Origin of the sequence: Streptomyces sp. NPDC088350, from assembly GCF_044753545.1 — a bacterium.
Taxonomy (GTDB): domain Bacteria; phylum Actinomycetota; class Actinomycetes; order Streptomycetales; family Streptomycetaceae; genus Streptomyces.
On the sequence record NZ_JBIVNL010000004.1, the window covers coordinates 629,932 to 656,859 of the forward strand.

26 protein-coding genes are annotated in these 26,928 nt (G+C 68.9%); 4 read left to right on the forward strand and 22 right to left on the reverse strand.

The window, feature by feature from the left end:
* Window positions 1-89 precede the first annotated feature (89 nt).
* On the forward strand, window positions 90-1,166 hold the full coding sequence (locus tag ACIQBL_RS16765; RefSeq protein WP_401942002.1) for a LuxR C-terminal-related transcriptional regulator: 1,077 nt from the start codon (window positions 90-92) through the stop codon (window positions 1,164-1,166).
* A 206-nt stretch (window positions 1,167-1,372) separates the two neighbouring features.
* Here the strand turns inward: ACIQBL_RS16765 and ACIQBL_RS16770 are convergent, their stop codons facing one another.
* From ACIQBL_RS16770 to ACIQBL_RS16825, 12 genes are read right to left on the reverse strand one after another with little or no spacing between them, the layout of a single operon-like run.
* Window positions 1,373-2,164, reverse strand: coding sequence for an SDR family NAD(P)-dependent oxidoreductase (locus ACIQBL_RS16770; protein WP_401942004.1), 792 nt, complete (start codon window positions 2,162-2,164; stop codon window positions 1,373-1,375).
* Window positions 2,161-2,442 carry a dihydrodiol dehydrogenase gene (locus ACIQBL_RS16775; protein WP_401942007.1) on the reverse strand — a complete coding sequence of 94 codons (282 nt, stop codon included), beginning with the start codon at window positions 2,440-2,442 and terminating at the stop codon, window positions 2,161-2,163. Before ACIQBL_RS16775 ends, ACIQBL_RS16770 begins: the two co-directional genes overlap by 4 nt.
* Window positions 2,443-2,471: 29 nt before the next feature.
* Entirely contained in the window at window positions 2,472-2,990 is a 519-nt protein-coding gene (locus ACIQBL_RS16780; protein ID WP_401942010.1) for an aromatic-ring-hydroxylating dioxygenase subunit beta, read from the reverse strand.
* Complete coding sequence (locus ACIQBL_RS16785) at window positions 2,990-4,306, reverse strand: aromatic ring-hydroxylating dioxygenase subunit alpha (protein WP_401942013.1); 1,317 nt, start codon at window positions 4,304-4,306, stop codon at window positions 2,990-2,992. The genes ACIQBL_RS16780 and ACIQBL_RS16785 overlap by 1 nt, the downstream gene beginning before the upstream one ends.
* 3 nt (window positions 4,307-4,309) lie before the next feature.
* Window positions 4,310-5,347 carry a dihydrodipicolinate synthase family protein gene (locus ACIQBL_RS16790; RefSeq protein ID WP_401942016.1) on the reverse strand — a complete coding sequence of 346 codons (1,038 nt, stop codon included), beginning with the start codon at window positions 5,345-5,347 and terminating at the stop codon, window positions 4,310-4,312.
* Window positions 5,348-5,383: 36 nt separating this feature from the next.
* Window positions 5,384-6,226 carry a hypothetical protein gene (locus ACIQBL_RS16795; protein WP_401942019.1) on the reverse strand — a complete coding sequence of 281 codons (843 nt, stop codon included), beginning with the start codon at window positions 6,224-6,226 and terminating at the stop codon, window positions 5,384-5,386.
* A complete protein-coding gene (locus ACIQBL_RS16800; protein ID WP_401942022.1) occupies window positions 6,223-6,477 on the reverse strand; it encodes a hypothetical protein in 255 nt (84 codons plus the stop codon). Before ACIQBL_RS16800 ends, ACIQBL_RS16795 begins: the two co-directional genes overlap by 4 nt.
* 21 nt (window positions 6,478-6,498) lie before the next feature.
* On the reverse strand, window positions 6,499-7,665 hold the full coding sequence (locus ACIQBL_RS16805; protein ID WP_401942024.1) for an alpha/beta hydrolase family protein: 1,167 nt from the start codon (window positions 7,663-7,665) through the stop codon (window positions 6,499-6,501).
* A 29-nt stretch (window positions 7,666-7,694) separates the two neighbouring features.
* A complete protein-coding gene (locus ACIQBL_RS16810; protein WP_401942025.1) occupies window positions 7,695-8,900 on the reverse strand; it encodes an NAD(P)/FAD-dependent oxidoreductase in 1,206 nt (401 codons plus the stop codon).
* Entirely contained in the window at window positions 8,897-9,103 is a 207-nt protein-coding gene (locus ACIQBL_RS16815) for a ferredoxin (RefSeq protein WP_401942028.1), read from the reverse strand. The genes ACIQBL_RS16810 and ACIQBL_RS16815 overlap by 4 nt, the downstream gene beginning before the upstream one ends.
* Before the next feature lie 32 nt (window positions 9,104-9,135).
* Window positions 9,136-10,335, reverse strand: a complete 1,200-nt coding sequence (locus tag ACIQBL_RS16820; RefSeq protein WP_401942030.1) for an amidohydrolase family protein — start codon at window positions 10,333-10,335, stop codon at window positions 9,136-9,138.
* The gene (locus ACIQBL_RS16825; protein ID WP_401942033.1) at window positions 10,332-10,913 is read right to left on the reverse strand and encodes an amino acid synthesis family protein; all 582 of its coding nucleotides are present in this window, start codon (window positions 10,911-10,913) and stop codon (window positions 10,332-10,334) included. The genes ACIQBL_RS16820 and ACIQBL_RS16825 overlap by 4 nt, the downstream gene beginning before the upstream one ends.
* Window positions 10,914-11,350: 437 nt before the next feature.
* On the opposite strand from ACIQBL_RS16825, the gene ACIQBL_RS16830 reads away from it, so the two are divergent.
* Both ACIQBL_RS16830 and ACIQBL_RS16835 read left to right on the forward strand, forming a co-directional pair.
* Window positions 11,351-11,839: a SpoIIE family protein phosphatase gene (locus ACIQBL_RS16830; protein WP_401942035.1), complete on the forward strand. Its 489-nt coding sequence runs from the start codon at window positions 11,351-11,353 to the stop codon at window positions 11,837-11,839.
* A 63-nt stretch (window positions 11,840-11,902) separates the two neighbouring features.
* Complete coding sequence (locus ACIQBL_RS16835) at window positions 11,903-12,370, forward strand: ATP-binding protein (RefSeq protein WP_401942037.1); 468 nt, start codon at window positions 11,903-11,905, stop codon at window positions 12,368-12,370.
* Here ACIQBL_RS16835 and ACIQBL_RS16840 read toward each other — a convergent pair.
* The 10 genes from ACIQBL_RS16840 to ACIQBL_RS16885 all read right to left on the reverse strand — a co-directional run bounded on the left by ACIQBL_RS16840 (window position 12,339) and on the right by ACIQBL_RS16885 (window position 24,745).
* The gene (locus ACIQBL_RS16840) at window positions 12,339-13,163 is read right to left on the reverse strand and encodes a hypothetical protein (protein ID WP_401942040.1); all 825 of its coding nucleotides are present in this window, start codon (window positions 13,161-13,163) and stop codon (window positions 12,339-12,341) included. The two genes, ACIQBL_RS16835 and ACIQBL_RS16840, sit on opposite strands and share 32 nt — an antisense overlap.
* 408 nt (window positions 13,164-13,571) lie before the next feature.
* The gene (locus tag ACIQBL_RS16845) at window positions 13,572-14,198 is read right to left on the reverse strand and encodes a transposase (RefSeq protein ID WP_401942042.1); all 627 of its coding nucleotides are present in this window, start codon (window positions 14,196-14,198) and stop codon (window positions 13,572-13,574) included.
* Between the two features lie 777 nt (window positions 14,199-14,975).
* Entirely contained in the window at window positions 14,976-15,113 is a 138-nt protein-coding gene (locus ACIQBL_RS16850) for a hypothetical protein (protein ID WP_401942043.1), read from the reverse strand.
* A 208-nt stretch (window positions 15,114-15,321) separates the two neighbouring features.
* Window positions 15,322-16,050 carry an L-ribulose-5-phosphate 4-epimerase AraD gene (gene araD / locus ACIQBL_RS16855; protein WP_401942046.1) on the reverse strand — a complete coding sequence of 243 codons (729 nt, stop codon included), beginning with the start codon at window positions 16,048-16,050 and terminating at the stop codon, window positions 15,322-15,324.
* 49 nt (window positions 16,051-16,099) lie between these two features.
* The gene (araA, locus tag ACIQBL_RS16860) at window positions 16,100-17,623 is read right to left on the reverse strand and encodes an L-arabinose isomerase (RefSeq protein ID WP_401942049.1); all 1,524 of its coding nucleotides are present in this window, start codon (window positions 17,621-17,623) and stop codon (window positions 16,100-16,102) included.
* A 46-nt stretch (window positions 17,624-17,669) separates the two neighbouring features.
* Window positions 17,670-19,352, reverse strand: coding sequence for a ribulokinase (gene araB / locus ACIQBL_RS16865; RefSeq protein WP_401942051.1), 1,683 nt, complete (start codon window positions 19,350-19,352; stop codon window positions 17,670-17,672).
* 103 nt (window positions 19,353-19,455) lie between these two features.
* Window positions 19,456-20,475, reverse strand: coding sequence for an ABC transporter permease (locus ACIQBL_RS16870; protein WP_401942054.1), 1,020 nt, complete (start codon window positions 20,473-20,475; stop codon window positions 19,456-19,458).
* Window positions 20,472-22,091 (reverse strand): sugar ABC transporter ATP-binding protein, encoded by a 1,620-nt coding sequence (locus ACIQBL_RS16875; protein ID WP_401942056.1) that lies wholly within the window; start codon window positions 22,089-22,091, stop codon window positions 20,472-20,474. Before ACIQBL_RS16875 ends, ACIQBL_RS16870 begins: the two co-directional genes overlap by 4 nt.
* Window positions 22,092-22,093: 2 nt before the next feature.
* Entirely contained in the window at window positions 22,094-23,233 is a 1,140-nt protein-coding gene (locus tag ACIQBL_RS16880; protein WP_401942058.1) for a substrate-binding domain-containing protein, read from the reverse strand.
* A 480-nt stretch (window positions 23,234-23,713) separates the two neighbouring features.
* Window positions 23,714-24,745 (reverse strand): LacI family DNA-binding transcriptional regulator, encoded by a 1,032-nt coding sequence (locus ACIQBL_RS16885; RefSeq protein WP_401942061.1) that lies wholly within the window; start codon window positions 24,743-24,745, stop codon window positions 23,714-23,716.
* Window positions 24,746-25,417: 672 nt separating this feature from the next.
* Between ACIQBL_RS16885 and ACIQBL_RS16890 the strand changes: the two genes are divergently transcribed.
* Entirely contained in the window at window positions 25,418-26,911 is a 1,494-nt protein-coding gene (locus ACIQBL_RS16890) for an arabinofuranosidase catalytic domain-containing protein (RefSeq protein WP_401942063.1), read from the forward strand.
* Window positions 26,912-26,928: the final 17 nt, after the last annotated feature.

A 26,928-nucleotide genomic window follows, 5' to 3' on the forward strand; every position in this document is an offset into this window, starting at 1 on the left:
AGGTGGGGCCCAGCGCCCCTCCCCCGCGTCCGGTCCGCGGTCGTCGCGTAACCAGACGCCCATTCGTGCTTCAACCGTCTGGAGCCATCATGAGAACCACCAGCCCGAACCCCCGCAGCACAGAGCGGTTCGCCCTGGCCATGCAATCGGCGCTCACCCGGAGCGAGGTGATCGACGCCTACCTCACCCACGCGCGCGCCGTGATCCCGGCCAGTGCCGTCGGTCTGTACCGACTCGACCAGCACTCCCGACGGGTTCTGGACGTGCACGCCGTCACCACGGACCAGTTCCTGGACGCCTATGAGGCATATGGCCGGGACGACGACCCGATCCTCAGCCGGGTGATGGATGAGAAGACTGCCCTGGACTCGTCGCGTCTGCCCTGCGGGCAGTGGGACCGCAGCGGGGCCCGCCAGGCTCTGGCGGTGGCCCGCTACGAGCACTCGCTCCTGGCCCCCGTCATGTCGGGAGCCGTGTTCTTCGGCACGATCAACTTCGCACGCAGCACATCCCAAGAACCCTTCTCGCGCGCGGACTTGACCGCCGCCCAGTGCATCGCCGAACACGTCGGACGAGGCATGGAACGCTCGCTGCGTTTCGAGGCGACAGCCCAGCACACCGCGCTGATCGAGAACGCTTTCGATCATCTGGACTACCCGGTGATCATCACCGACCTCGGCGGTCGAGTGCTGTTCTTCAACCGCGCCGCGCGACGTGAATGGCCCGTCCCACTGGGCCCCGACGGAAGTCTGCCCACCGCCGACGGGCTGGCCCGGGCCATCATGGACGCGACGGCGGGATTCGCCCGCGACGGCACGAGGGTGGCGAGCCGCACGGTCTCCACAGCCGGCGGGAAGAGCGTCATCGCCAAGACGGTCCGTCTGGCGGGAGACATTCCCGCCGCGGCTACGGTGCTCTTCGAGCACTCCGGGCCACAGTCCGAGCACCGGCTGCCGGACTGGGAGGTCCTGACGAGCCGAGAGAGGGACATCGCCCAGCTGGTGAGCGAGGGCTTGACGACCCGGCAGATCGCGGAACGCGCCTTCGTCTCCGAGAACACGGTCAAGCAGCACCTCAAGCGCATCTACGCCAAGACGGACGTCACCAATCGCGCCGGGCTGATCCAGCTGATCTGGGCCTCGACACATGGCCCAGCGAGTCGGTAGCGCCCCGCGCCCGCAATCACGTAGGGCGGGTGGCGGTCTCCTCAAGACCGCCACCCGCCCTATCGCGGTGTGGCCCACCCTGACATCCCCGTCTGGGTGGGCCACTGAACCGTCGGAGCAATATCTCTGGACACCCCCGGCTCGTTCATGGAACTCCCCGGCAAGACGGCAAGACCCTGCCTCGCCCGCCGATCGCATCCGGCGCACTACCTCAGGGCGCGACCGCCGTCGCTGTTGATGACGATGCCGGTGACGACCCGGGAGGCTCTCGGGTCGGCGAGGTAGACGTAGGCGCCGGCGTGATCGGCCGGCGAGGGCGTCACCCCGAGCATGGTTCCTGCGGCGATCCGTTCGTCCCTGCCGCTGACCGCGCCGACCGACGACCCGCTCTCCCCCAGTGCCGCAAGGCCGGAGAAACCGGTGCCGCTGGTGCCGCCGGGGGCCACACCGTTGACGCGGACGGAGGGGGCCAGGTCGGCCGCCAGGTGCTGTACCGTCCCGCGCAGCGCCCACTTGGAGCTGCCGTACAGCACACCGCCGCCCACGGGGTGGAACGCCGACTCCGACAGGGTCAGGGTGACCGAGCCGCCTGCCGCGTGCAGGGCGGGCCAGGCTGTCCTGACCGCGACGAGCGTGGCCAGGACGTTCACCCGCCAGATCTCCTCGGCCGCCTTGACCAGCTCGTCCACCGACAGCTCGCGCAGCGAGGCATAGTGGTCGAACACACCCACACAGCAGGTGAGATGGTCGAGCCCGCCGGTCGCGCTGATGGCCTGCGACAGGGCCTGGTAGAGCACGGCGGGAGCGGTCGCGTCCCCGACGACCACCTCCAGGGGTCTGCCCTTGGTCTCCCGCCGCAGTGCGTCGGCGTGGTCCTCGGACCGTTCGACCACGGTCACCACCGCGCCCTCGTCGAGATAGGCGAGCGCCGCGCCCTTGCCGATGCCGGCGCCGCCTCCCACGACGAGAACACGCATTCCTTCCAGCCGCCCGCTCACGGTGCGGGCCTCCTGGCCAGCATCTCGGTGATGAGGTCGGGCTCCTGGAAGCTGAGGCAGTCCAGTGCCACCGCGTCCAGCAGAACGCGGGTGCCCCGGCGGGGCGACCAGATGTCCAGCCGCATGCCGTTCCTGGTCTCCACCTTCCTGATGACCACGTCCGCGAACTCGTTCGCGATGACGATCGGCCCGTCGTTTCCCGGGCCCTCGGGGTAGTGGGACTCCTCACCGATGTCCGGGCGTTCGATGTGCGGCGTGTGGCTCGACGTGTCCACCATGGCCTCCTGATCAGTGCGGCGGGAGCCGGCTAGACGAAGATGGACAGGTTGTGCGCGTTGATCAGCGCCTGGTCGAACGCCGCCCACCTGCGCGCGAGCCGCCATCCGTCGGTCTCCCTGCGGACGGTGTCCTTCCTGGACAGTGAGTAGAGACTGGGCGTCGGGCTGTCCCCTCGGCTCCGGTAGATGAAGCAGTTGCAGTGCACGAGGTACTCGTCCGCCACGTCCGTCGTGTCGACGAGCACGTTGGTGACGTAGTGGCGGGTGCGGGAGGGCGGCTGCTCGGCCCAGGAGAAGTCCGTCTCCAGCCGCCGTACCCGCACCTCCAGTGTCTGGCGGTCGTCGTCGAAGATGCGTGAGGTGGGGGCCAGTTCCCAGTCGGCCTGGGCCTCACGGGTCACGCGGACCGGCACCTCGTAGGTGATGTCGTCGGCGAGCATGGCCAGCCAGTCGCGGAACCGCCGTTCGTCGAGGGCCAGCGCCTCGCGGTACAGGAACTCCTGGATCTCGGACACCGTGTCGCGGTCCACGGGGAGTCGGTCGCCCATCACGCCTCCCCGGCCAGGTAGTCGCCCCAACGGGTCCACAGGTTCCGGAAGTTGGTGTCGTTGACGTAGGGCGTGACGACATGGCCGGGACCGGCGAACTCGGGGTCGGGCTCGCTCTGCATGCCCATGATGTAGGGGAAGTCGAGGTCCTTGACCATGGTCGACCCCGCGGACTGGGTGACCTTGGTCCAGTTCTCGAAGTCGTCCTGTTCGAAGGTTCCGGCCTGTCCGAAGGCCAGGGTGTAGGCGCGGTAGGCCTCGGACTTGTACTCCTCCGAGGCGTTCCTGGGCACGAGACACCAGGAGTACATCTCCATGCGTCCGGGGCCGGCCGGGTGGTAGAGCCGCATGGTGACGAAGCGGACTCCCGGCTCGCCGGGCACCAGGCTGAAGGGCTGCATGAGGAAGGAGAGGTTCGGGAAGACCGTACCCACAGCCGTGCGGGTCCTGGCGAAGACCTCGACCTGCTCGGGCGTCAGGGTTTGTTTCATCTCCTCGACGAGTTCGTCGGGAAACCCGCCGAAGGCCGGGAAGTTGGGGCTGTGGCCAAGCCCGATGCCGTGCCCCTTGCCGGGAACGCTGGCGGCCCAGCCCTGGCTGTGCGTGGAACCTGACGACGGGAAGTAGCCCAGGTTGAAGCCCCATTGGTGGGCCACGGGGGTGTGGTAGCCGTCGCCGGCGAAGTTCTCGGCGCAGATCTTCCAGTCCGTGTCGGCGATCCAGTGGTCCGGCGGTCCGTGCACCTCGACGCCGCCGAAGCCGTGCTTGAGGTAGAGGTCGAGGTAGAAGCGGAAGTCGCCCAGGTACTCGTCGAGCGTGGAAGCCTGCGGATCGAGCGTCCCGAAGACGAGGCCTTCGTATCCGTCGACGCGAACGCCGACCAACCCCCAGTCCTTGCGCTTGAGTTGGCCCTCGTAGCCTTCCTTCATATAGGGCACGCCGATGAGTTCACCCGAGTTCTTGTACGTCCACCCGTGGTACGAACACCGGAAGTGCGAGGCGTTGCCCATCTCGGACTTGCACATCACGTTGCCGCGGTGCCGGCACATGTTCAAGCTGGCATGGATCTCGCCGTGCTCGTCCCGGGCCACGATCAGATTGTTGTTGCCGATCTTGCGGGTGACGTAGTCACCGGGTGCCGGGATCTCGCTCTCGTGCGCGAGGAAGCACCACGCCTTGGAGAACAGGCGTTCCTGCTCTAGGTCGTACACGGCCTGGTCGTTGAAGGCCCGGGCGGGGAACCGGCCAGCGGTGATCCCCACCCGGGTGTTCTCAACCCAGGCATCCAGCTGCTGCTGCTCCGCCTGTGGTGTCATCGGTCATCCCTGGTGCTTCGGCGTGCGCGGCCCGAACCGCTTCTCGATCTCGGTCTTGATCTGCGCATAGCGCTCGACGTGCTGGGCCGTCGTCTGGACGTGCACGTCGGGGACGAGGTCCTCGGTGTAGGGCGGGCGGCACTTGCCGACGTTGATGTATCCGGCCCCGTTCACCCGGATCTTCTCCAGCGGGATGTTGTACTTGGCGAACTCCATGAAGTCCTGGCCGACGAGGAAGGGCTCGTGGGCCCAGCGCAGCCGCTCGGTCAGCCAGCGGGCGTCATCCATGCGGCCCTGCTGGAGCGCGTCGCGCAACTCCAGAACGGGGCCAGGTCCCATGGCAGTGGTGGAGGACCAGGCCATGCCGACGAGCTCCTCGCCGTACAGCTCCCAGGCCGGGAACCAGTCCGTCTCGATCGACATCAGGGGGAAGCTGGTGCCGGTGTGGGCCATGTCGTTGTGGTAGCGGAAGCCGACGGAGGCGCCACCGGCGTACTTGACGGCGACGACCTGCGGCAGCTCGACGAGAGTCTTGTACACGCTCCGGGGGATGATCCCGCGGAAGGCCGCCGTGTTGTCGTAGACGACGATGGCGAGCTCGGGCACGGCCTCGGCCACGTCGCGGTAGAAGCGGTCCATCACCGGGGCGACCATCTCGCCCCACATGGGGCGGCCCAGCAGCGTGCCGGTGACGCCGAGGTCGGCAAGGTACTTCATCCGGGATACTGTGTCCCGGGTGTTGAGCGTGGTGGCTCCGATGAAGAGCGGGAAGTCGGGGTCGATGGCGCGGGCGGTCTCGGCCGCGCAGGCGGCGTACGCCTTCCACTCCTCCAGGGTGAGGGTGGCCATCTCGCCGAGCGTTCCGTTGAGGGCGATCGCGTCGACGCCGTCACGGATCAGGGCGCCGATCATCCGCTCGGTCTCCTGGAGGTCGACCGTGTCGACGGCGTCGACGCGCTCGGCGCCCGGCAGGGCGGGTGTGGGCGGGTAGGCCATCACACCCCGCATGTCACGGCCGGTGACCTTGGGCAGCTTGCTCATGGGGTTTCTCCTTGGACAGAGGGGAGGGAGGGTGTGTCACAGCCGGGCGGCTGCGACGGCGGTGCCCGTGAGCCACTCGGGCACGGGTTCGTAGGCCAGGACGTCGAAGCCGGTCCGGGCGGCGCCCGCGGCTGCGAGCCAGGTGCGGATCTCGTGCGCTCCGTTGCCGGCCGCGTCGATGGCGTCCTGGGTGTAGTCGGTCAGGCGCGCGGGGTCTCCGGATTCGAGGCGTGCGATGAAGTCACGGTCGAATTCCTCGTTGATGGAGCCAGATTCCGGCAGGCCCACCCAGTGCGAGAGGCCGCCGGTCGCCAGGACGACGACGCGCGGGGCGAAGCTCTGGGCCTCGACCGCGTCCCGGATCATCCGTCCCAGGTCGTAGCACCGCTTGGGGGTCGGCCAGGGCGGGTTGACGCCGTTGACGATCACCGGGACGAGCGGGTGCTTCGAGTCCGGGTCGAGATGCTTCAGCGGGACACAGAAGTTCTCGTCGAACTCCAGGCCGCCCTCGACCAGGGCGGGGTCGAACTCCGCCCCCAGGGCGTGGGCGTACAGGTGACGGCCCAGTTCCGCGTGACCGGGGTAGTGGTGCTGTTCGACGTTGAGGAAGGCGGCCATCTCCGCGGTGGTGGGCCCCAGATAGGAGTTGGCCGTGGCGATGGCGAAGGCCGGCAGGTTGCCGAGGTTGAAGTTGGTGAAGTGCTCCACCGAGACGGCTATCACGGCGTCGGGCCGCAGCTCTTCGATGCGCTTGCGTACCTCGGCGTAGGCGTTTTCCACGCTGGCGCGGGCAGCGGCGGGGACCCGTTCGGGCCAGCCGGTGATGCCCGGCGAGTGGGAGGCCGCGAAGACTCCCACGATGCGTCCGTTGCCGCTCATCGTTGCGTCTCCCCTCGTATCTGGGCGTAGTACTGGGCTCGGTCGACCTGGAGCTGAATGGCGCAGAAGTAGAGCAGGTAGGGGTTGATGCCGCTCTCGTACAGGGCCTTGAAGTCGAGGTCCTTCATCCACTGCCGGTGTTCGCCGTGGATGCCGTACGAGTCGAGGACGGCGTCGGGGTCGGCCTGGTAGGCCTTCTTCACCTCTGGATCGCGGCGGATCTCCCAGAGGAGCTGGTGGATCTCGTACACGACGTCACCTCCGGGGTGTGCTCAGGCACTCGCGTGGCCGGCGTCGAGCTTGTGGAGGAACCAGTCCGCCAGACGGGCGGTGGCCACGGAGAAGTAGTCGTAGCTGCAGTGCAGCGATCCGGCGCCGTCGTAGATGTCGACGGTGACGTCCTTGGTGGTCAGGGCGTCGATGAAGCGGCGGGCGCCGGCGATGTCCATGATGATGTCGTCGGTGCCGTGCATGACGTACACGGGGACGGTCAGCTTGTCGGCGACGCCGTCGAGGGTGAAGGCGGCCAGTTTCTCGCGGGCCTCTGCGTCGTCCTTGGAGCCCGACAGCCACTGCAACTGCTGCTGGAGCGGCGGGTAGAACTCGTAGAAGTCGGTGAGGATGCTCCAGGTGCCGCACCATGCGGCGACGGCCTTGATCCGGGGTTCGAAGGCGGCGGCCCGCGGGGCGTAGTAGCCGCCGAAGCTGACGCCGGCCACGCCGATGCGGTCGGCGTCGACGTCGTCGCGCTGCTGGAGGAAGTCGAGGACGGCGGCGACCGGGACTTCGTAGTCGGGGCGGCTGAAGAGCTTCTTGAAGCGCAGCGAACTGCCGCGGCCGGGGGTGTCGACCATGACCACGTTCATGTCGCGGGCGGGGAACTCGGTGCCGCCCATGAAGTACAGCTCTTCGGCCCAGGAGTCGGCGCCGCCCAGGAACAGGACGGTGGGCCGGCGCTTGCCGGAGTTGTCCGGGCGGACGATGTAGCCGTCCATGGTGATGCCTTCGAAGGGCACCTTGATGCGCTCGATGAGACCGTCGGAGAGTTCGACGGCGCGCTGGAAGTTCTTCGTGCCGGTGGTGTAGGCGAGTTCGCGGCGGGGGTCGTCGGAGTTGAGGAAGAACTCCGAGTGGCGCCAGTAGCCGCAGGAGCGCATGAAGGCCCGGCGGGCGGTGGTGATGTTGCCCTCGGCGAGGGCGGCTTCGGCCGCGGCGGCGACCTCCTGTGCGGTGCGGCTCCACTCCTTCTGCCACAGTTCGCCGTCGGTGCTGGTACGGCCGATGCGGGCGGCGGTGCGGGCACACTCGAACAGGTCGGAGCCGCCGACGGCGACCTGCGCCAGCAGGCGCATGGTCTGCAGCGACCAGTCTTCGTCCTGGGGGAAGAGTTCGATGGTGGAGAGGGCGTCGCGGTTGGCGGCGACGGACGACTGGGGCATCGGGCTTCCTTTGCAGAGGAGAGGGTGGATCAGGGCGTGGTGGTCACCGGGTCGGTGCTGCTGCCGGTGATCTCGCGGAAGTCCGCGCGCTGCGCGATGGCGTTGCGCAGGGTGGCGAGCTGCCTGGGGGCGTTGACGCAGACCGCTCCGCGGATGACGCCGTCGCGTCCGTAGGCGGCCACGAGCGAGGTCTCGTCGCGCCGCAGTACGGCGATGTCGTCTTCCGGGGAGACACGTCCGACGCAGCGCAGCTTCGCTTCGAACTGGTCGGTCCAGAAGTAGGGAACGGACTCGAAGGGACGCGACTCGCCGAGCAGGGTTCCCGCCGCGTGCATGCCCTGTTCGACGGCGTTGGTCCAGTGCTCGACGCGCATGGTCTCGTCGAAGACCTTGTTGTGCCAGCGGGCGACGTCGCCGGCGGCGACGACCCCCGGAACGCCGGTGGACAGGTCCGGTTCGCAGCGCACACCGTCGGCGAAGCCGATCGACGAGCCGGTCAGCCAGGCCGTGGCCGGGATGCCGCCCACGCCCACGAGGAGCGTGTCGGCGGTCAGGGTCTCCCCCGTGTCCAGCACCACGTGGGCGCGGTCGTCGGCCGCACGCAGGGAGTCGACTCCGGTGGAGCAGACGATCCGCACTCCGTTGCGCTCGTGCAGGTCGGCGTACCAGATCCCCACCTGTTCGCCGAACCGGTACATGGGGGTGGGCATGACGTCGACGACGGTGACGTCCAGGCCGAGCGCGCGGGCGGTGGCCGCCGTCTCCAGGCCGATGAATCCGGCCCCGATGACCACGAGATGACCGCCGCGCTCCAGTGCCCTGCCCAGCAGTTCCGCGTCGTCGTAGGTCCTGAGGGTGTGCGCGGTCGGCATGGACAGAGTCATGGGCATCCGACGGGATATCGATCCGGTGGCGATGACCAGACCGTCGTAGGTGATGGATGTCCCGGACCCGAGCCACAGCAGGCGGTCGCGGGTGTCGAGGGCGGTGGCCGCCTCGCCGAGTCGCAGCGTGACGCCTCGCGCGTCGAACCACTCCCTCTCCCGCAGGCGCAGTGCCGATTCACTCAGTCCGGTGGCGAGGGCGTCCTTGGACAGCGGGGGCCGGGTGTAAGGCAGCCGGTCCTCCGCGCCGACGAGGACGATGTCCCCCCGGAAGCCCCGTTCCCGCAGGGACTCGATGGCACTGACGCCAGCCAGGGAGGCTCCGACGACGACCACGCGGTTCAGGTTCATTCTGTTCCCTCCACGCGTATGGCCTGGGCCGGGCAGCAGCGTGCCGAGGCCTCGGCGTGGGCGCGCAGGGTGTCGTCGGGGTTCTCCAGCCGCAGCACGGCGGTGTTCTTGTCCTCGTCGAAGTCCCAGAGTTCGGGTGCTTCGATCAGGCAGTTGGCGTACCCCTGGCACTTGGCCGGTTCGAAGATGACGTGGAGGGACATGACACGCTCCCTGATGACTTGTGGTGCGCGGCCTAGTGGCCGGCTGCGGACAGGTGCGGCATCGGTGGGGTCACGTCGACCAGGCGAGCCGCGCGGGGCGTGTTGCGGCTGGTCAGATTGCGCAGGACACCTTGCGTGATGACCGCGGTGATGCCGGGGATGTCGCCGATGGCGAGGGCGCCGAGCGCGTCCGGGGCGGTGGATCCCCAGGGGGCGTCCATGACCACGAGGTCGGCCGCGGCGCCGGGGGCGACGAAGCCCGCGGGCAGGTCCCACGTGCGGGCGTTGTTGCCAGTGGCGGCGGCCCACACCTGTGCGGGGTCGATGCCGGAGAGCGAGGACAGCTCGGCGACGGTCTTGATGACGCCCAGCGGCATCACGCCGGTGCCGGTCGGGGTGTCCGAGCCGATGACGACCCGGTCGAAACGCCCTTCCGCGTGGCACTTACGGAGGATGCGCACCGCTGACTGGAGGTTGCCTGCCTGCACGAGCTGCAACGCCATCGACGTCTCTTCGATGATCTTGTCGACGCCCTCGACGGGCAGGGAGGTCGGCCCGCCGTTGACATGCCCGCACACGTCGGGAGCCAGATGGAGCAGGTGGTCCGGGGTGATCGGCTTACTGCCGGGGATGCTGGCGCCGCCCGAGTGGCACATCACGGTGATGCCGTGGGCCTGGGCCGAGCGCACCTGGTCGTATCCGTCGGCGGGGTCCTCGTACAGGCCGAACCCAAACTTGGCCAGCCGTACACCGGCCTTCTCCAGGTCGGCGAAGTCCTCGTCGGTCAGGGTGGGTTCCAGCACCACGGAGCCGGCGTGGACGGTCATGCCTCCGGGGTGGAAGTTCCTGAAGCACGACATCGCCGCGATGGCCAGCGCCTTCACCCCCGTCGCGTCGTGCGGGCGGCCCTGGGCGTGGATCTCGCCCGGGGACACCACACTGGTGATGCCGCCGTGCACATAGCTGGCGAGGAAGTCCACCGTCTTCTGCCGGGGCGTGTAGTCCCCCAGTACGACGTGGCAGTGCGAGTCGATGAGACCGGGGGCGACGGTCGAACCGTTCGCGTCGATCACCACCTCGGCGGTGTCCACCATGACGCCGAGATCACCGCGCCGACCGACCGCGACGATCACCCCGTCCTCGCTCACCACGGTGTCCGCGTCGGCGATCAGCGGGTTCCGATAATCACCGGACAGCACCGTGCCGGCGCCGACGACAGCGAGGGTGCTCATGACGTCACCCGCGCCTGCGCCTCAGCCTTCGTCAGCCCGCCCACCCGCGCGTTGATCCGCCCTCGATTGGCGACCACGGCGATGATCACCAGCTCGTCGGGGTGCGGGGCGTCGGGGATACGCACCGTCATGGCGTCGTAGTGGCTGCGCACCCAGATCTCGTCCTTGAAGGCGAGCGGTACGTCGATGGTGGCATCCGTGCCGGAGGCCTTGGTGACGGACGTGATCCAGGCCTCGCCCCCGCCGATCGCTTTGCGCAGGGCGTTGCCGAACGTCGAGGTGACGGCGGCGTTGATGTGCTCCTGCTCGCCCGCGGTGCCGACCAGCCCGCCTTTGCCGTAGCTCTCCGGAGTGGAGCCGAGCAGGCGGACCGCTTCCTGCCCGAGGTAGGTGCCGATCTCGTCCGAGCCCTCGACGATCTGGGAGAGGTCGGCGACGTATCCCTGCCCGGCGAAGGGGTTACGGACCACCGCGCACACCGCCACCTTGCGCAGCGGGCCGCCCTCGTCGCCTTCGTCGGCCACGGACCGGATCTCTTCGATCTGGGCGAATGTCTTCCGCACAACCAGGCCGCTCACGCTGACTCCTTCGTCCTAGGGCCCCCGGCGGTCCATCTCGCTGGGGTGACACGAAGAACGGTATGAACGGCGACCACCCGTCCGCCGTCCCTGAACGGGTGTATTCGCTGCCGCGTGAAGGCCCGGAGAACCGCAGCCGTCCGGCGGCGCGATCCCGGTCGAGGAACAGGGTCCAACGGGCGGGCCGGCGGCATTGTTGACGTCCCACGATCCCGCCGGCCATCAGCCGCGGCCGACGGCTCGCTTCGCTCAGAAGCCGAGCCAGGCGTACCGCAGCACAGTGAACGGGTCCGGGAGGCTCCATTTCCCGGCTGTACACGGCAGGCAGGACCGGTCGGGGTCGGTGGGGACTGGTACGACGCCATCCCGCTTTCCGGCACGAGGGTGGGGTTGATCGTCCGTGATGTCGCGGGACACGGCATCGGAGCAGCCTCCAGATGGGCCGGCTGCGTACCACCGTCAGGGCTCCGGCCGCACTCGATCTCGCGCCGGACGAGCTGCTCGCCGGGCTCGACGACCTGCTTGCCCGGGTCGGGTCCTCGTCCTCGGCCGACAACGAGCAGGAGAACCAGGCGCCGGGCGCGACCTGCCTCTACGTCGTCTACGACCCTGTGTCCCGGCACTGCTTCATGGCTCGCGCAGGACACCCGCCGCCGATCCTGGTCAGGGCCGATGGAGACAGCGAGATCGTGAGCCTACCGCCGACCCGCCACTGGGCCTCGGCGGACTGCCCTCCGAGAGCCTGGACGTCGAAATGCCCGAGAACGGCATGCTTGCCCTGGTCGCCGACGGGCTCGCCGAAAGCCGCGAACGGGACATCGACATCCGCACCCTTGCGAGACACCCTCGCGGAGCAGCACCGATGCTCTGGACAGTGCCTGCGACGCTGCCATCGACGCCTTGCTGCCCAGCCCGCCCCAGGATGATGCGGCGATTCTGCTGGTCCGCGTGCACTCCCTCTCCCTGAGCATCTGGTCGCCGCCTGGGACATGCCCGCCGATCCCGGCGAGGTGGCTCATGCCCGGGAACCGGCCTGCGAAAAGCTCGCCGAGTGTGACGTGGCGGACGGGACATCGTTCGTCGTCGAACTCGTCGTCAGCGAACTGGTCACCCATGCGATCCGCTGCGGTGGCGCCCCGGGTCGTCTGCGGCTCATCCGTCACCGCGGGCGCATCGTCGAGGTGGCCGACAGCGGCAACACCCCTCCCCACTTGCGGCGAGCCGCAACGGAGGACGAAGGAAGTCGTGGCCTGTTCCTCGTCGCACAGCTCACGGAGCGACGGGGTACTCGCTACACATCGACCGGGAAGACAATCCGGACCGAGGTATCACTGGGGGCGCGTGAACCACCCCGCATCCTGGTGGCCGGGAAACCTTTGTGGTCTCCCGGCAGGCGATCCGGCGATGCGCAGAACCGACGGTCCGTCATCTTCCCGTGCGCTGCTGCCAGTTGGTGAAGGAAGAAAGAGGGTCGGCGCTCTCACGGGACCAGGGGTACGCCGTGACGAGACCTCCGATCGCCCGGAACACCTCGCCTGCCTGCGCGCCCCGCCTCGCCTGAACGAGCGCGTACGCCAGCAGATTGAGATCAGCCACGGCCGCGGCGTGGGTCAGGTACCCCGGGCGGGGCCAGTCGGCCAGAGCACGGCCCACTGCCGCCTCGGCGTCCGGGCGGTTCCACAGGCGCTGCGCGGTAAGGGCTTCGATACTGCCCTGATCGACCGCGCCGTGGTAGAGGTCGATCAGGGCCGCTATCTCAATGCCGGCGGTCGGCGCGGTGGGAGCTGCCCCCGCGCGCACCCGGTCGAGGAACTCGACCGTCTGCCTGTGCGAACCGCACTCCCGCGGGGACAGATAGCCGAGCATGTGGAGGTGCGCCTCGCGGTGCCATGGGTCGCGTCTGACGATTTGTCCCCAGAGCGGGTACACCTCCGAGCTGGGCCGTCGCCACAGACGCAGCAGGCCCAGCCGCACCACCCATGGGTTGGGGTCTTCAGGCCGCGACGCGGCAGCCCGGGCGCAGGCGTCGAGCGCCTCTCGCGCCTCGGCCGCGTCGGAGGGTTCCCGGAACCCCGTGCGCAGCATCACGCCCCAGGCATAAAGGAGTTGTGCATCCGGTTCCTGAGGCTGATCATCAGCCCAGGAGCGTTGGAGGATCGGTGATGTCGACTCCGCAAGAACGCTCATCCGGTGAGACCTGCGGTCCCAGTCCCTCCCGGTATCGCGCAGCAACTGCTCGATCAACGCCACGGACAGACCGTATCCACCCGAAGCCCGCTTCTCGACAAGCCGTTTGCGCACCAGGCCGAGATCTGTGTCGTCGAGTTCGGGGGCGAGTCTGACGGGGGTTCGTCCGCGACCGAGAAGAGCCATGCCCGGAGAGTAGCGAAGTTCCGCCGGACAGCGACGACTTGAGCTTCTGATTGGCTGATCCGATATTCCGTCGGGTGAGGGCACACGGGACACCGGGCGGGCAGCATGAGACGCCGGACAATAATGGCCTTACCGTTGATACCCAAACGACGGAGATCTGCTCACCACGCACGTCGGGAACACCGGCTCAGCTCGACTCTGAAGCTGATCGGAAAATCGAAGTGCGGGAGGGCAGGCGGCAGCATCCGGGCCGCTGGCGGACCGGATGGCGGTGAGACGGGGCGGTCAGGCTGATGTCGGGCTGAGCGCGACTTGGTGGCCGAGGGTCCGGAGTTGGCGGACGAGGTCGCGGGTTTTGCGGGCGGGGTCGAGGTGACGGCGGTGCCAGTCGGCGCCGAGCTCCTGGTAGGAGTCGTCCGGGTCGTTGATCAGGTGCCAGGCGATGACGAGTGTCGAGCGGGCGACGGCGGCCAGAGTTTTGGCATGGCCGCGGCGTTTGACGATGCGCCGGTAGCGGGTGCCGAGGAAGGTATCAGCGCGGGCGGCTGCGTTGGCGGCCTTACCGAGAGCGTCCTTGAGCCAGAGATTTCCCTGCCCGGCCGGCCCCGAGGTGTTCTTCGCTCCGGACTGGATTGTGCGGGGGCACAACTTGGCCCAGGACACCAGGTGTTCAGGGGTGGAGAAGCGGCTCATGTCCGCGCCGATCTCGGCGAGGATGATCTGCGCGGTGGTCGGCCCGATCCCGGGGACGGCGTCCAGTTTCTCGGCGAGAGTCCGCGCACTGACCGCGACGGCTTCGTCCCCGGCGCCTGTGCTGCCTGGCGGGGTGGTGATCTCCTCCAGCGTCCGGGCGACCAGCCGGCCGAGTTTGTCGATCTGCGCAGTGAGGTGGTCGACGGTAGACAGCAGCACCCGCAGCAGCCGGGCGTGGTGGTCTTCGAACTACCCAGGTCAGGGCCTTGATGAGGGCTGGCATCTTCTTGACCAGGTTGCCCTTGGCAGGGTCGGCCAGGGTGCGCGGGTTGCCTTCTCCGGTGACCACCGCGTCGAGCATGGCCCGCCCGGACATGCCGAACAGGGCCGAGACGACGTCGGACAGTTTGATCCGTGCGTCCTGCAGGGTCTTGTCGATGCGGCGCTTGTGCCGGATGCACTCCTGGACGAACACGGTGCGGTGCGGGTGTAGTCCCGCAGCTGTCACACCGGCTTCGGTGGGACGAACGAGGCGCGGACCATGCCGCGTTCGGCGAGCTTGGCCAGCCAGACCGCATCCGGCTTGTCCGTCTTCGGGCGCCCGGGGACGTTCTTCACGTCACGGGCGTTGAAGAGCCGGCAGTCCAGGCCTCGGGCCTCCAGCAGAGAGAAGAACGGGCGCCACTACGAGCCTGTCGCTTCCATGACCACCCGCTCGACGCCCCGGCACACAAGCCGGTGTACCGATTCACCCGGTCTGGTCGAAGCGCTCGTTGCGCTCTTGGTCCTTGTGCGGCAGACGGGGGTTCCCGATCCGGCGCCCGTCGCGGTCGAACCACCCCGTCGGCACCCTGGCGCCCAGCCGCTTGCGGCCACGGCCAGACCCGCCGCGCGCATCCGGTCCAGGAACAGATCCGACAAGCGCTGAAGATCCCCACCCGAGATGTTGCGGTCGTACAACTCGGCTGAACAGCCAGTGGTCGAATCCGGTGTCCATCAGCTCCAGCCCCAGGGGAACCTTCCGTCGATGCGGCCGCGGTAGGCCGCGGCGACCTTCCGGTCGGACAGTCCCTGGGCGATCTGCTGGACGGAGCCGGGAGCCAATCGGGACAGCGACCAGCTGGACGCCCTCAACGTGTATCCACGTCCGCGAAGTCCTCATCCATGAACATCGGGGACCAGCGCCTCACGGATCCGCCCGCACAACAAGACCTTCGGGAATGCGAAATACGCCACCGCGGCGTTCGTGTCGGCACATCACCAGAGAACGGACCGGTGGCCGCCCCGGGGTACAGGTGGGCGCTTACCCGGGCGCGGCCAAGGGCATGGCGAACGACGGCTGTCAGCCGGGAGTGGCCGTCATGTCCGGGTTGCCGTAGTAGGCGTCGGGGCCGTGTTTGCGGGTGTAGTGGCGGGCGAGGAGGTGTGGGGGTGGGGGTGCTGTGGGGGACAGGGCGAGGGTGTTGATGGCCATGTCGGCGACGGCTTCGCAGATGATGGCGTGTTCGAGGGCTTTGCGGGGGGTGGTGCCCCAGGTGAAGGGGCCGTGGTGGGCGACGAGGGCGGCCGGGACCTCGGCGGCTCTGCGGTCGTCGCTTTCGAGGAGGTCGACGATGACTTGGCCGGTGTTGTACTCGTAGTCCTTCGCGCATTGGTCGGCGGTGAGGTCGGGGGTGCAGGGGATGGGGCCGTTGAAGGTGTCGGCGTGGGTGGTGCCCAGGACGGGTATGTCGCGGCGGGCCTGTGCGAAGGCGACGGCGTGGGTGGAGTGGGTGTGGGTGACGCCGCCGATGGACGGGAACGCCAGGTAGAGGCAGCGGTGGGTTTCGGTGTCGGTGGAGGGGCGCAGGTCGCCGCCGACGATCTTGCCGTCGGAGAGGCGGACCGTCACCAGGTGGTCCAGGGCGAGATTCTCGTAGGGGACGCCTGAGGGCTTGATGACGAAGACGCCCGCCTCGCGGTCGACGCCGCTGACGTTGCCCCAGGTCAGGGTGGCCAGTCCGGCCTGGGGGATGGTCAGGTTGGCGTCCAGTACCTCGTGCCGCAGGCCGTCACGGACTCGGACGGTCATCGCTGTTCTCCTCGCGTGCGGTTCTTCAGGAACATGGGGGTCACGGGGGTCACAGGGCCTGGGCGAGGCGGTGGTAGGCGGCGTTCCAGCGAAGTTCCTTGGCGAGGTGCTCGACCGTCGTCTCCGCGCCGATGGTGAGCAGTTCCACGCCGGTCATGTTGGCGTAGTCGGTGAGGGTTTCGGTGTCGACGGCGGAGCTGAGGACGGTGTGGTGGGGGGCGCCGGCGAGCAGCCAGCTCTCGGCGGACTCCGCGAGGGAGGGGCGTGGCTTCCATACGGCGCGGGCGACGGGGAGTTGCGGCAGCGGCTCACTCGGACCGACGACGTCGACCTCGTTGGCGGTGAGGCGGAAACGGTCGCCGAGGTCGGACAGACCCACGACTATGGCGGGGCCGGGGGCCGCGTCGAAGACCAGACGCACCGGGTCCTCGCGTCCGCCGATGGACAGGGGGTGGATCTCGCAGCGGGGGCGCTCGGCGGCGATCGTGGGGCAGACTTCCAGCATGTGGGCGCCGAGGATGCGGGGGGTGCCGGGGCCGAGGTGGTAGGTGTAGTCCTCCATGAAGGAGGTGCCGCCGGGGTGGCCGGTGCCCATGACCTTCATGGTGCGCAGCAGGGCGGAGGTTTTCCAGTCGCCTTCGCCGCCGAAGCCGTAGCCGTCGGCCATCAGGCGCTGCACGGCCAGACCGGGCAGCTGGCGCAGTCCGCCGAGGTCTTCGAAGTTGGTGGTGAAGGCGGTGAAGCCGCCCCCGGTGAGGAAGGCGCGCAGGCCGATCTCCTGACGCGCCGCGTAGAGGAGGGAGTCGTGGCGGATGCCGCCCGGCCGCAGGGCCGGCACCACGTCGAACAACTCCACGTACTCGGCGGCCAGTTGGGTGGCCTCCTTGTCGGTGACCTCGTCGACGACGGCCACGAGGTCGTTGACGGCGTACGTGTTCACCGAGTAGCCGAAGCGGAGCTGGGCCTCGACCTTGTCGCCCTCCGTCACGGCGACGTCGCGCATGTTGTCGCCGAAGCGGGCCAGGCGCAGGGTGCGGGAGGCGTGCCGGCCCACCGCGGCCCGCGCCCAGGCCACGACGCGGCGGATGACGCGGGGGTCGGTGGCGTGACCGGCGACGATCTTGCGGTCGATGTGGAGGCGGGATTCGATGTGCCCGAACTCGCGGTCGCCGTGGGCGGCCTGGTTGAGGTTCATGAAGTCCATGTCGATGCTGGGCCAGGGCAGGGACAGGTTGTACTGGGTGTGCAGGTGCAGCAGCGGCCGGTCCAGGACACTGAGCCCGGCGATCCACATCTTCGCCGGGGAGAAGGTGTGCATCCACACGATCACGCCGACGCAGGTGTCGGAGGTGCTGGCTTCCTGGCACAGGCGGCGGATCGCGTCGGCGTCGGTGAGGACCGGCTTCCACACGATCCGGACCGGGATCTTCCCGGGTCCGCCCAGGATCTCGGCGATACTTTGGGACTGGTCGGCGACCTGGTGCAGGATGTCGTCGCCGTACAGACCCTGGCTGCCGGTGAGAAACCAGATCTCCCGGCCGGGGTAGGGGCTGGCGTGGGTGTGGGTGTCCATGAGGGTTCCTTTCGAAGGGAGGTGACCGCCGGGCAGGGGGTACCGCTCAGGCGGAGGCCTCGGCGCGGAGGTGGCGCAGACGGTGCATGACCTCGTTGGCGCCGCGGCCGAAGTAGTCGTGCAGCAGCCGGTACTCGGCGTACAGCCGGTCGTAGGCGGCGGCCCGCTCGGGGTCGGGCCGGTAGACGGCCGGGCGCGCCTTGGCCATCGCCTGGGCGGCGGCCCGGATGTCCGCATACACGCCGGCGGCGACCGCCGCGTGCATCGCCGCACCCAGCGCCGGACCCTGCGCCGAGTCGATGACACCGAGCGGGAGGCGGGTCACGTCGGCGTAGATCTGCATCAGCAGCGGATTCTTCATCAGCCCGCCCGCGACGATCAGCTCACGGACCGGCACGCCGGACGTCTCGAACGCCTCGATGATCGTGCGGGTGCCGAACGCGGTCGCCTCCAGCAGAGCGCGGTAGACGTCCTCGGGGCGGGTGGAGAGCGTCAGCCCGACCACGACGCCGCTGAGATCGTGGTCGACCAGAACCGACCGGTTGCCGCTCTGCCAGTCCAGGGCGACCAGCCCGTGCTGTCCCACCCGCTGTTCGGCCGCCAGGGCGGTGAGGTGCTCGTGCGGGTCACGGCCCAGCGCGGCGGCCTCCTCCGCATACGCGGCGGGGAAGGCGGTGCGCACGAACCAGCCGAAGATGTCCCCCACCCCGCTCTGTCCGGCCTCGTAACCCCACAGGCCGGGCAGGATGCCGCCCTCGACGACCCCGCACATGCCCGGTACTTCGGCCCACTGGTCGCTGCTCATCACATGACAGGTGGAGGTGCCCATGATGGCGACCATCCGGCCGGGTTCCACGGCGGTGGCCGCGGGCGCGGTCACATGCGCGTCGACGTTCCCCACGCACACCGCGATGCCCTCCGGCAGGCCCGTCCAGGCCGCCGCTTCGGCCGTCAACCCGCCCGCGCGGTCGCCGAGCTGGCCGATCGGCTGCTCCAGCTTGTCGGTCACGAAGTCGGCGAAGCCGGGGTTGAGTGCGGCGAGGTAGTCGGGGGAGGGGTAACAGCCGTCCTGGAACTGGCCCTTGTAACCGGCCGTGCACGCGTTACGGACGTAGGTGCCGGACAGGCGCCAGACGATCCAGTCGGCGGCCTCCACCCACCGCTCGGTCAACCCGTACAGCTCCGGGTCCTCCTCGAGGAGCTGCAGGGCCTTGGCGAACTCCCACTCCGAAGAGATCTTCCCGCCATACCGCTTCAGCCACGGCTCCTTGCGGGCGTCGGCGAGTTCGGTGATGCGGTCCGCCTGGGCCTGTGCGGCGTGGTGGCGCCAGAGCTTGACGTAGGCATGCGGGCGGCCCGCGAGGCCCGGGAGTTCGCACAGGGGCGTGCCGTCGGCGAGCACCGGCAGGACCGTACAGGCTGTGAAGTCCGTGCCGATACCGACGACTTGGTCCGGTCGTACGCCGGAGCGGGCCAGTGCCTCGGGGACGGCGATGCGCAGCACGTCGATGTAGTCGGCGGGGACCTGGAGCGCCCAGTCGGGTGGCAGCGGGGTGCCGTCCGGGAGCTGCCGGTCGAGGACGGCATGCCGGTAGACGTGCTCGGCCGTCCCCAGTTCCGCGCCGTCTCTGACGCGGACGACGACGGCCCGCCCGGACAGCGTCCCGAAGTCGACCCCTACGACGCAGGGTTCCGAGTTCTCTGCCGTGTGGTCTCCGGCGTTCACCATCAGTCTCCTCCCAGAGTTGTTCGATACGCCGATCACTGTCCGACTTGCCGAAGATGCCGAGGCGGCGGTACCCGCGCGGGGATCGGCGGAGTCGACCGACGTACTAGCTCCGGCTCTTGCCGAAGTAGCGGGCGCGTGCCCGGTCGAGCAGGATGGCGATGCCGAGGACCGCTCCCTGGACCACCTGCTGGTCGTACGGGCTGACCTTGAGCGCGAGCAGGCCGTTGGTGATGAACTCCAGCAGGATCGCTCCGGCCGCGATGCCGGCGATGCGGCCCTCGCCGCCGGAGAGCGACATGCCGCCGACCACCGCCGCGGCGATCGCGGTCAGTTCCCAGCCGGCGCCGACCGAGGGGTCGGCCACGTTCATCCGGCCGATCACCATGATGCCGACCACGCCGGCCAGTGCGGCGCTGGCGACGTAGGTGGAGGTGATGCGGCGGGCGGTCGGGATGCCGGCCAGCCGGGCGGCCTCCTTGTTGCCGCCGACCGCGTAGATCTGGCGGCCCACGTATGTGCGCTCCAACACGAACCACGCGATGACGGCCGCGCCGACGAAGAACAGGGCGGGGACCGGAACTTCGCCGATGTAGTACTGGCTCAGGTTGCTGAACATCGGCGAGAGGTTGTTGATGGGCGAGCCGCTGGTGATCGCGAGCGCCATGCCCTGCGCCACGGTGTAGGTGACCAGGGTGATCACGAAGGGCGGCACGTTCAGGCGGGTGACCATGATGCCGTGCCAGAGACCGACCCCACCGCAGATCACCAGCGTGAACAGGATCGCGAGGGGCGCGGGCATGCCCTCGTTCACGTTCATCCAGGCGGCCAGGATGCCGGCCAGACCGGCCAGTGCGCCCACCGAGAGATCGATGCCGCCCGTCAGGATGACCAGCGACTCGCCGATCGCCAGGATGCCGACCTGTGACAGGTCGCGGCCCATCACCTGGAGGTTGCCCACTGCGGTGTATGTCTCCGCGTTGGCCGCGATCCCGATGAACACCAGCACGCAGGCGATGATCACGCCGGCCTCCGGGGAGGCGGCGAGCTTGCGGGCGAGGCTGGAGACGGCCGGGCGGGAGCGCGGCGCGGCCTCTTCGGGTGCGAGCGTGCTCGGCGCGCTCATGCTGGGGCTCCGTTCGTCAGTTGTTCCTGGTCGGGGTTTCCCGGATCGGGACGGTCGGCCTTTCCGTGCTCGGGCTCCGCCTCCTGGAGGGGGGAGGTGCCGGCCGCGGCCGTCATGATGCGTTCCTTGGTGGCTTCGGCCCGGTCGATGACCGTGGCCACCCGGCCGTGGTTCATCACCGCGATGCGGTGGCAGATCCACAGCAGTTCCTCCAGTTCGGAGGAGGCGACCACCAGCGCCATGCCCTGCTCCGCCGCCCGGTCGATCAGCTTGTAGATCTCCGCCTTCGCGCCCACGTCCACGCCGCGGGTCGGCTCGTCGAGCAACAGCAGGCGCGGTTCGGCGGCGAACGCCCGGCCGAAGATGGCGCGTTGTTGGTTGCCGCCGGAGAGCGAGCCGATCGGCTGCTCCACCGACTGCATCCGCACGTTGACGTTTTCGGTGATCTTCCGTGCCTCGGCGCGCTCGCGGCCCGGACCGAGCAGGCCGCGGGTGCTGATCCGCTTGAGCACCGAGACGACGACGTTGGACCGGATCGACGCGAACAGGACCAGCGACTGTTCCTTGCGGTCCTCCGGGATCAGCGCGATCCCGGCCGCCACGCCGTCCCCCGCGCCGCGCGGCCGGTAGGACTCGCCGCCCAGCCGCATCCGGCCGCCCGTCGCGGGCTGCGCGCCCGCGATCGTGTGGACCAGTCGGCTGCGGCCCGAGCCCATCAGCCCTGCCACGCCCAGGATCTCGCCCTCGCGCACCTCCAGGTCGACGGGGCCGAGACCGTCGGCGGTCAGACCCTCGACCTGCAGCAGGACCGGGCTCGTCGCCGGCGGCGCCTTCGGCTCGCCCTGCGCGACCTCGCCGCCGACCATCTCCCGGATCAGCCGTTCCTCGGTGGCCTCGACCGGTTCGAGGTCGGCGACCAGCCTGCCGTTGCGCAGTACCAGGACGCGGTCACTGATCTCCCGTACCTCGTCCAGACGGTGCCCGATGAACAGCACCGTGCCGCCGCGGTCGGCCAGTTGGCGGGCCAGGCCCAGCACCATCTCGGCCTCGACCGGCCCCAGCGAGGAGGTCGGCTCGTCCAGGATGAGCAGCTTGGGCTCGCGGCCCCAGGCCTTGGCGATCTCGATCATCTGCCGGGTCGGCACCGGAAGGGTGCGCACCTCCCGGCTCACCTGGATGGTCTCGGCGGACAGGCCGATCTCCGCCAGCATCGCTTTCGCCTCGGCGCGTTGGGCGGCGCCGTCGACCAGGAACCGGCGTTTCGACTTCCGCGGGCGGCGGCCCAGCAGCAGGTTCTCCGCCACCGACAGCTGTCCGACCAGGGGAAACTCCTGGGAGACCATGGCGATACCGAGCTGTCCCGCGGCCTCGGTGGACCCGGCGGCGAGCGGCTCGCCGCCGATCAGGATCTCGCCGCCGTCCCGGTGGACGGACCCGGCCAGGGTGCCCATGAGCGTGGACTTCCCGGCGCCGTTCTCGCCGACCACGCCGATGACCTGGCCGGCGTACAGGTCGAGTTCCGGCAGGTCGAGGACGCGCACCGGTCCGTAGGACTTGTGCACTCCCCGCAGCCGCGCCGTGACGGCGCGGTGCGGGGCGTTCTCCGTGGCCGTCATGCTCAGCCGATCCCGAGCTGCGACTCGAGGGACTGGTACGCGCTCAGGTCGGACTTGGTGACCAGGCCCACGCCGGAGCTGAGGGTCGAACCGTCCTTCTCCAGATAGGGCTTGACGAGGGCCATCGCCGCGGACTTGCCCAGCACCTTCTCCGCGGCCAGGATGTACGCCCCGGTGTAGCCCTGCTGGTACGGCATCTGCACGACGGTGCCGGAGATGACTCCCGACTCGATGAACTTCAGGGTCTGGGCGTCGGAGTCGTCGGACACGATGTGCACCGAGGCGGTCTTGCCGGCCGAGGTCACCGCCTGCGCCAGCGCGGGACCGTCGTAGGAGTAGACGCCGTAGAGGCCGGTGACGTCCGGGTTGTTGGCGAGGATGGTCTCGGCGTCGGAGGTCGCGGTGCTGGCCTGGAGGTTGTCGTTGACCTTCTGGGCGACGGTGATCTTGGTGCCCTTGAGCGCGTCCTCGAAGCCGGCGATGCGCTGGGTGGCGTTCGACGCGGTGAGCGAGCCGACCAGGATGGCCACCTTGCCCTTGCCGCCGAGGACCTGCTTCATCGCGGTGCCTGCCTGGAAGCCGGCGGTGTAGTTCGGGGTGCCCAGGTAGAGCGAGGCGGCGTCGGTGCCGGGCAGCGGCGAGTCGATCGCGAGGACTCCGATGCCCTTCTGGACGTCGGTGTGGATGGTGCCCGCGGCCGAGGTCGGGTCGATCGCCGAGATCGAGTAGCCGGTGACGCCCTGCGAGCGCAGGGTCTCCAGCTCCGAGTTCTGCTCGGTCAACTTGCCGTTGGGCGGGGCGAAGTAGGTGCACTTGCTCTTCGATATACCGAGGTCGGAGCAGCCCTTGAGGAAGCCGACCTGGCCGGCCTTCCAGTAGTCGGCGGCCACGTTCACGACCATCGCGATGTCGACCTTGGACAGGTCCTTGCCGGCCAGCGCGGACTTCAGTGCCGCGTCGAGCTTGGCGAGATTCGTCTGGTTGAAGGTGACCGAGCCGGCCAGGGCGACCGGCGCGGCGCCGGGGCTCGCCGAGTCCGAGCCGGAGGAGCCGTTGGCGTTCTTGGAGCAGCCGGCCGCTGCGAGCGAGAGGAGCACCGCGGTCGCGGCGGCCACAGTGCGGGACTTTCTGGTACGAATCATCGTTGATCAATGCCTTTCTGAGGGTGTCCGAGCGGGGAGAGCCCACGGCCGGTCGCGGTACGGGCGGATCGGGAACAGCCGGGGTACGGCGCTGCTGGATCTTTCCGGTAGCGGACATGACGGTGCGTCAGGAGGTGGGCAGGGACGGCGGGTTGCAGTCCGGTCCGGGGAAACCGGGCGGGCGGGTCACCGGCTGCCGTCGAGCAGGGGTCAACCCGGTGGGCGCGGTGAAGGCAGGGATGCGCGATTCTGACAGAGCGTCAGGAATTGACGCCAACCGGATTGACGGACAGATCACTTCGTAGGTGTCTCGGCCCAAGTGGTCCGGAAAGAGCGGTCGTTCGGCATACGGCACTCACGTGTCTCGGCACCCTGGCGGACGGGGGCCCGTAGCCGGATGGCCGGTGGTCACGTCCGTGGGAAGCGGCCCATCTCCCTTCCTCTTCTCTGAGCAGGCCGGTGGTGCGACCGGGGCGCCGGTCAGTGGCGGGGACGGGTCGCCGAAGTGCGCACCACAAGACTGGGTGGGATGACGATGTGGGGTCTTTCGTCGGCCGCCGGGAGTCCCCCGTCGGGGTCACCGACGATCTCGATCAGCGCGCGCAGGGCACGTCGGCCGAGTTCGTCGAAGTCCTGGCGGACACTGGTCAGTGACGGGCCGAAGTACTCGGTCTCCGGCATGTCGTCGAAACCGACGACGCTGATGTCCTCGGGCACCCGGCGCCCGGCCTGCTGCACAGCCCGCAGCAGGCCGAGGGCCATGTGGTCGTTGGCGCAGAACACCGCGGTGACCTCGGGGTCGGCGGCGATCCGTTGACCGATCTCGAATCCGGTACGGGCCGTCCAGTCGGCGCCGCCCAGCGGTTCGACCACCGGAGCACCCCGCTTTTCCAGGGTCCTGCGCCATCCTTCCTCGCGCTCCTGCGCGTCGAGCCAGGAACGCGGCCCGACCACGTGGTGCACGGTGCGATGTCCGAGGTCGAGAAGGTAGGAGGTGGCGAGTTCGGCCCCCGCCTCGTTGTCCACGGCGACCGAGGCCAGTCCGGCGTGGGTGCCGCAGCCGACCGCGAGCAGCGGCACGTCCGACGGCACGCTCGCCAGCGCTCCGACGGCCGAGGTCTGCGGCGCGATCACGATGATTCCCTCGACACCCTGATCACGGAGCCGGTCGACGGCGTCCAGCACCGAACGACGGTCGAGCGTGCCGACCGCGGCCACGGTGACGAAGTACTCGTGTTGCCTGGCCGCCTGCTCGATGCCGTAGAGCATGCAGGCCGGCCCGTACAGCGTGGTGTTGAAGCTGATCACACCCAGGGTGCGGGTGCGGCGGGTGGCCAGGTTGCGGGCGGCGGCGTTGGGACGGTAGCCGAGTTCACGGACCGCGGCGAGCACACGTTCACGGGTGGCGGACCGTACGTTGGGGTGATCGTTGAGGACTCGCGAGACCGTCTGGTGCGAGACGCCCGCGATCCGGGCCACGTCCGCCATCACCGGTGCGCGCTCCCCGTCCATCCTTCGCCTCCTCACCTGTTGTCGTGTTTCCAGTCGGTTGCCTCTCCGGTCGGCACCCGCCTGTCGTGGAGAATTGTTAGCGCACACATTCTGGAGCGGTCAAGGATCGCAACCGCTCGCTTTCGGATGTTTCGGACAGCGTTGTCAGGCTCCCCCGAACCGACCTGACCTGGAAGGTCATCACCGAGGGAAGCTCCGTATCACCGGGGCCGCGGACCGCGCACCACGAAATCCAGGGCATCTGTTTCCACACTCTTGACCGTCCGTCACTGTTGACCGCTCGTTCATCCCCACGTAAAAAAGGCGGAGTTGCGAGACCGGTCGATCACGTCGGCCGTGCGAGGCCGGCACATGCCCAACATCCCGGTTCCAGGCCGGGTCAGCCGCTGTGGCATGCAGCCATCACGCTTTGAAGCCGTGCCGAACCGAGGAACACACAGGCCGGCAGCACCCCTGTCCCCGTAGGGCTCGGATGAGTGACGGCATCCGGGAATCTTCACTGTTAGCGCTCACATTTCCTGCCTGGCGGGACGGCAAGGCTCCGTTCGACGCCGACGCCATGTCCCGGAGGCAGCTCCCGGCGTGCGGATCACCGCGTACCGGATGTCCCCCCCTGCTCCCTGCGCTTGCGGCGCCGGGCTCCAGAAGAACGCGACACGGAAGAGGTTCACAGTGACAGCAAGGCATTTGAGAGGGCTCCGGCTGCGGGTGGTCGGCGCGGTTCTCGCACTTCTCGCCGGCATCCTGGTCGCGGCCGTCGGCACCGCGGGCACCGCCCAGGCGGCCTCGTCCCTGCCGTGTGACATCTACGCGTCCGCCGGCACCCCCTGTGCGGCGGCGCACAGCACCACGCGAGCCCTCTACGCCTCGTACAGCGGCGCCCTCTACCAGGTCAAGCGTGCCTCGGACTCCACCACCGCCGACATAGGCGTCCTCAGCACCGGCGGCTACGCCAACGCCGCGGCCCAGGACTCCTTCTGCTCCGGCACGACCTGCGTCATCACCAAGATCTACGACCAGAGCTCGAACCACAACGACCTGACCATCGAGGGTCCGGGCGGCAACGGCGGCCAGGACGTCGGCGCGATCGCCAACGCCCTGCCGGTCACCGTCGGTGGCCACGCGGCGTACGGCGTCTTCGTCTCCGCGGGTGTCGGCTACCGCGACAACAGCACCACGGACATCGCCACCGGCAGCTCCCCCGAGGGCGCGTACATGGTGACCAGCGGCCACCACGTCAACAACCGGTGCTGCTTCGACTACGGCAACGCCGAGACGTCCGGCAACGACACCGGCAACGGCCACATGGACGCGATCAACTTCGGTACGGAGTGCTGGTTCTCGTGCACCGGCTCCGGCCCCTGGGTCGAGGCGGACCTGGAGAACGGGCTGTTCTTCGGGGCCAACGGCGCCTACTCGGGCAACACCGGCATCTCCAGCGAGTACGTCACCGCCATGGAGAAGAACAACGGCACATCGGCCTACGCGATCAAGGGCGGCAACGCCCAGTCGGGTTCGCTGAGCACCTTCTACAACGGGGCCCTGCCCACCACCAGCGGATACAACCCGATGCAGAAGGAAGGTGCCATCGTTCTCGGCACCGGCGGTGACAACAGCAACGGGTCCGACGGCTCCTTCTTCGAGGGCGTCATGACCTCCGGCTACCCGACCGACGCCACCGACAACGCCGTACAGGCCAACGTCACCTCCGTCGCCTACACCACCCCGACCGCGAGCTTCCCCGTCACCGGCACCGCCTACCGCCTGACCAACACCAACTCCGGCAAGGTCCTGGACGCGGTGAACTGCGGTACGGCCAACGGCACTTCGGTCGACCTCTGGTCCTCGCTCGGCAACACCTGCCAGCAGTGGAAGTTCGCCAGTGCGGGCAACGGCCACTACACGATCACCAACGTCAACAGCGGCACGGTCCTGGACGACAAGAACTGCGGGCAGAGCAACGGCACGGCCGTCCAGCTGTGGGCCTCGCTGGGCAACACCTGCCAGCAGTGGGACGTCACCAAGGTCGGCAGCCACTACACCATCTCCAACGTCAACACCGGCATGACGCTGGACGTCACGAACTGCGGAACGGCCAACGGCACCGTGGTGCGCCAGTGGCAACAGCTCGACAACACGTGCCAGCAGTGGGACATCGCCTCCTGACCGGAGAACCGATCCGC

Coding starts and splice junctions, on each gene's coding strand:
- ACIQBL_RS16765 (WP_401942002.1), top strand. CDS start 90: ATGAGAACCACCAGCCCGAACCCCCGCAGCACAGAGCGGTTCGCCCTG.
- ACIQBL_RS16775 (WP_401942007.1), bottom strand. CDS start 2,442: ATGGTGGACACGTCGAGCCACACGCCGCACATCGAACGCCCGGACATC.
- ACIQBL_RS16780 (WP_401942010.1), bottom strand. CDS start 2,990: ATGGGCGACCGACTCCCCGTGGACCGCGACACGGTGTCCGAGATCCAG.
- ACIQBL_RS16785 (WP_401942013.1), bottom strand. CDS start 4,306: ATGACACCACAGGCGGAGCAGCAGCAGCTGGATGCCTGGGTTGAGAAC.
- ACIQBL_RS16790 (WP_401942016.1), bottom strand. CDS start 5,347: ATGAGCAAGCTGCCCAAGGTCACCGGCCGTGACATGCGGGGTGTGATG.
- ACIQBL_RS16795 (WP_401942019.1), bottom strand. CDS start 6,226: ATGAGCGGCAACGGACGCATCGTGGGAGTCTTCGCGGCCTCCCACTCG.
- ACIQBL_RS16805 (WP_401942024.1), bottom strand. CDS start 7,665: ATGCCCCAGTCGTCCGTCGCCGCCAACCGCGACGCCCTCTCCACCATC.
- ACIQBL_RS16810 (WP_401942025.1), bottom strand. CDS start 8,900: ATGAACCTGAACCGCGTGGTCGTCGTCGGAGCCTCCCTGGCTGGCGTC.
- ACIQBL_RS16815 (WP_401942028.1), bottom strand. CDS start 9,103: ATGTCCCTCCACGTCATCTTCGAACCGGCCAAGTGCCAGGGGTACGCC.
- ACIQBL_RS16820 (WP_401942030.1), bottom strand. CDS start 10,335: ATGAGCACCCTCGCTGTCGTCGGCGCCGGCACGGTGCTGTCCGGTGAT.
- ACIQBL_RS16830 (WP_401942035.1), top strand. CDS start 11,351: ATGGGCCGGCTGCGTACCACCGTCAGGGCTCCGGCCGCACTCGATCTC.
- ACIQBL_RS16835 (WP_401942037.1), top strand. CDS start 11,903: ATGCCCGCCGATCCCGGCGAGGTGGCTCATGCCCGGGAACCGGCCTGC.
- araD (WP_401942046.1), bottom strand. CDS start 16,050: ATGACCGTCCGAGTCCGTGACGGCCTGCGGCACGAGGTACTGGACGCC.
- araA (WP_401942049.1), bottom strand. CDS start 17,623: ATGGACACCCACACCCACGCCAGCCCCTACCCCGGCCGGGAGATCTGG.
- araB (WP_401942051.1), bottom strand. CDS start 19,352: ATGGTGAACGCCGGAGACCACACGGCAGAGAACTCGGAACCCTGCGTC.
- ACIQBL_RS16870 (WP_401942054.1), bottom strand. CDS start 20,475: ATGAGCGCGCCGAGCACGCTCGCACCCGAAGAGGCCGCGCCGCGCTCC.
- ACIQBL_RS16875 (WP_401942056.1), bottom strand. CDS start 22,091: ATGACGGCCACGGAGAACGCCCCGCACCGCGCCGTCACGGCGCGGCTG.
- ACIQBL_RS16880 (WP_401942058.1), bottom strand. CDS start 23,233: ATGATTCGTACCAGAAAGTCCCGCACTGTGGCCGCCGCGACCGCGGTG.
- ACIQBL_RS16885 (WP_401942061.1), bottom strand. CDS start 24,745: ATGGACGGGGAGCGCGCACCGGTGATGGCGGACGTGGCCCGGATCGCG.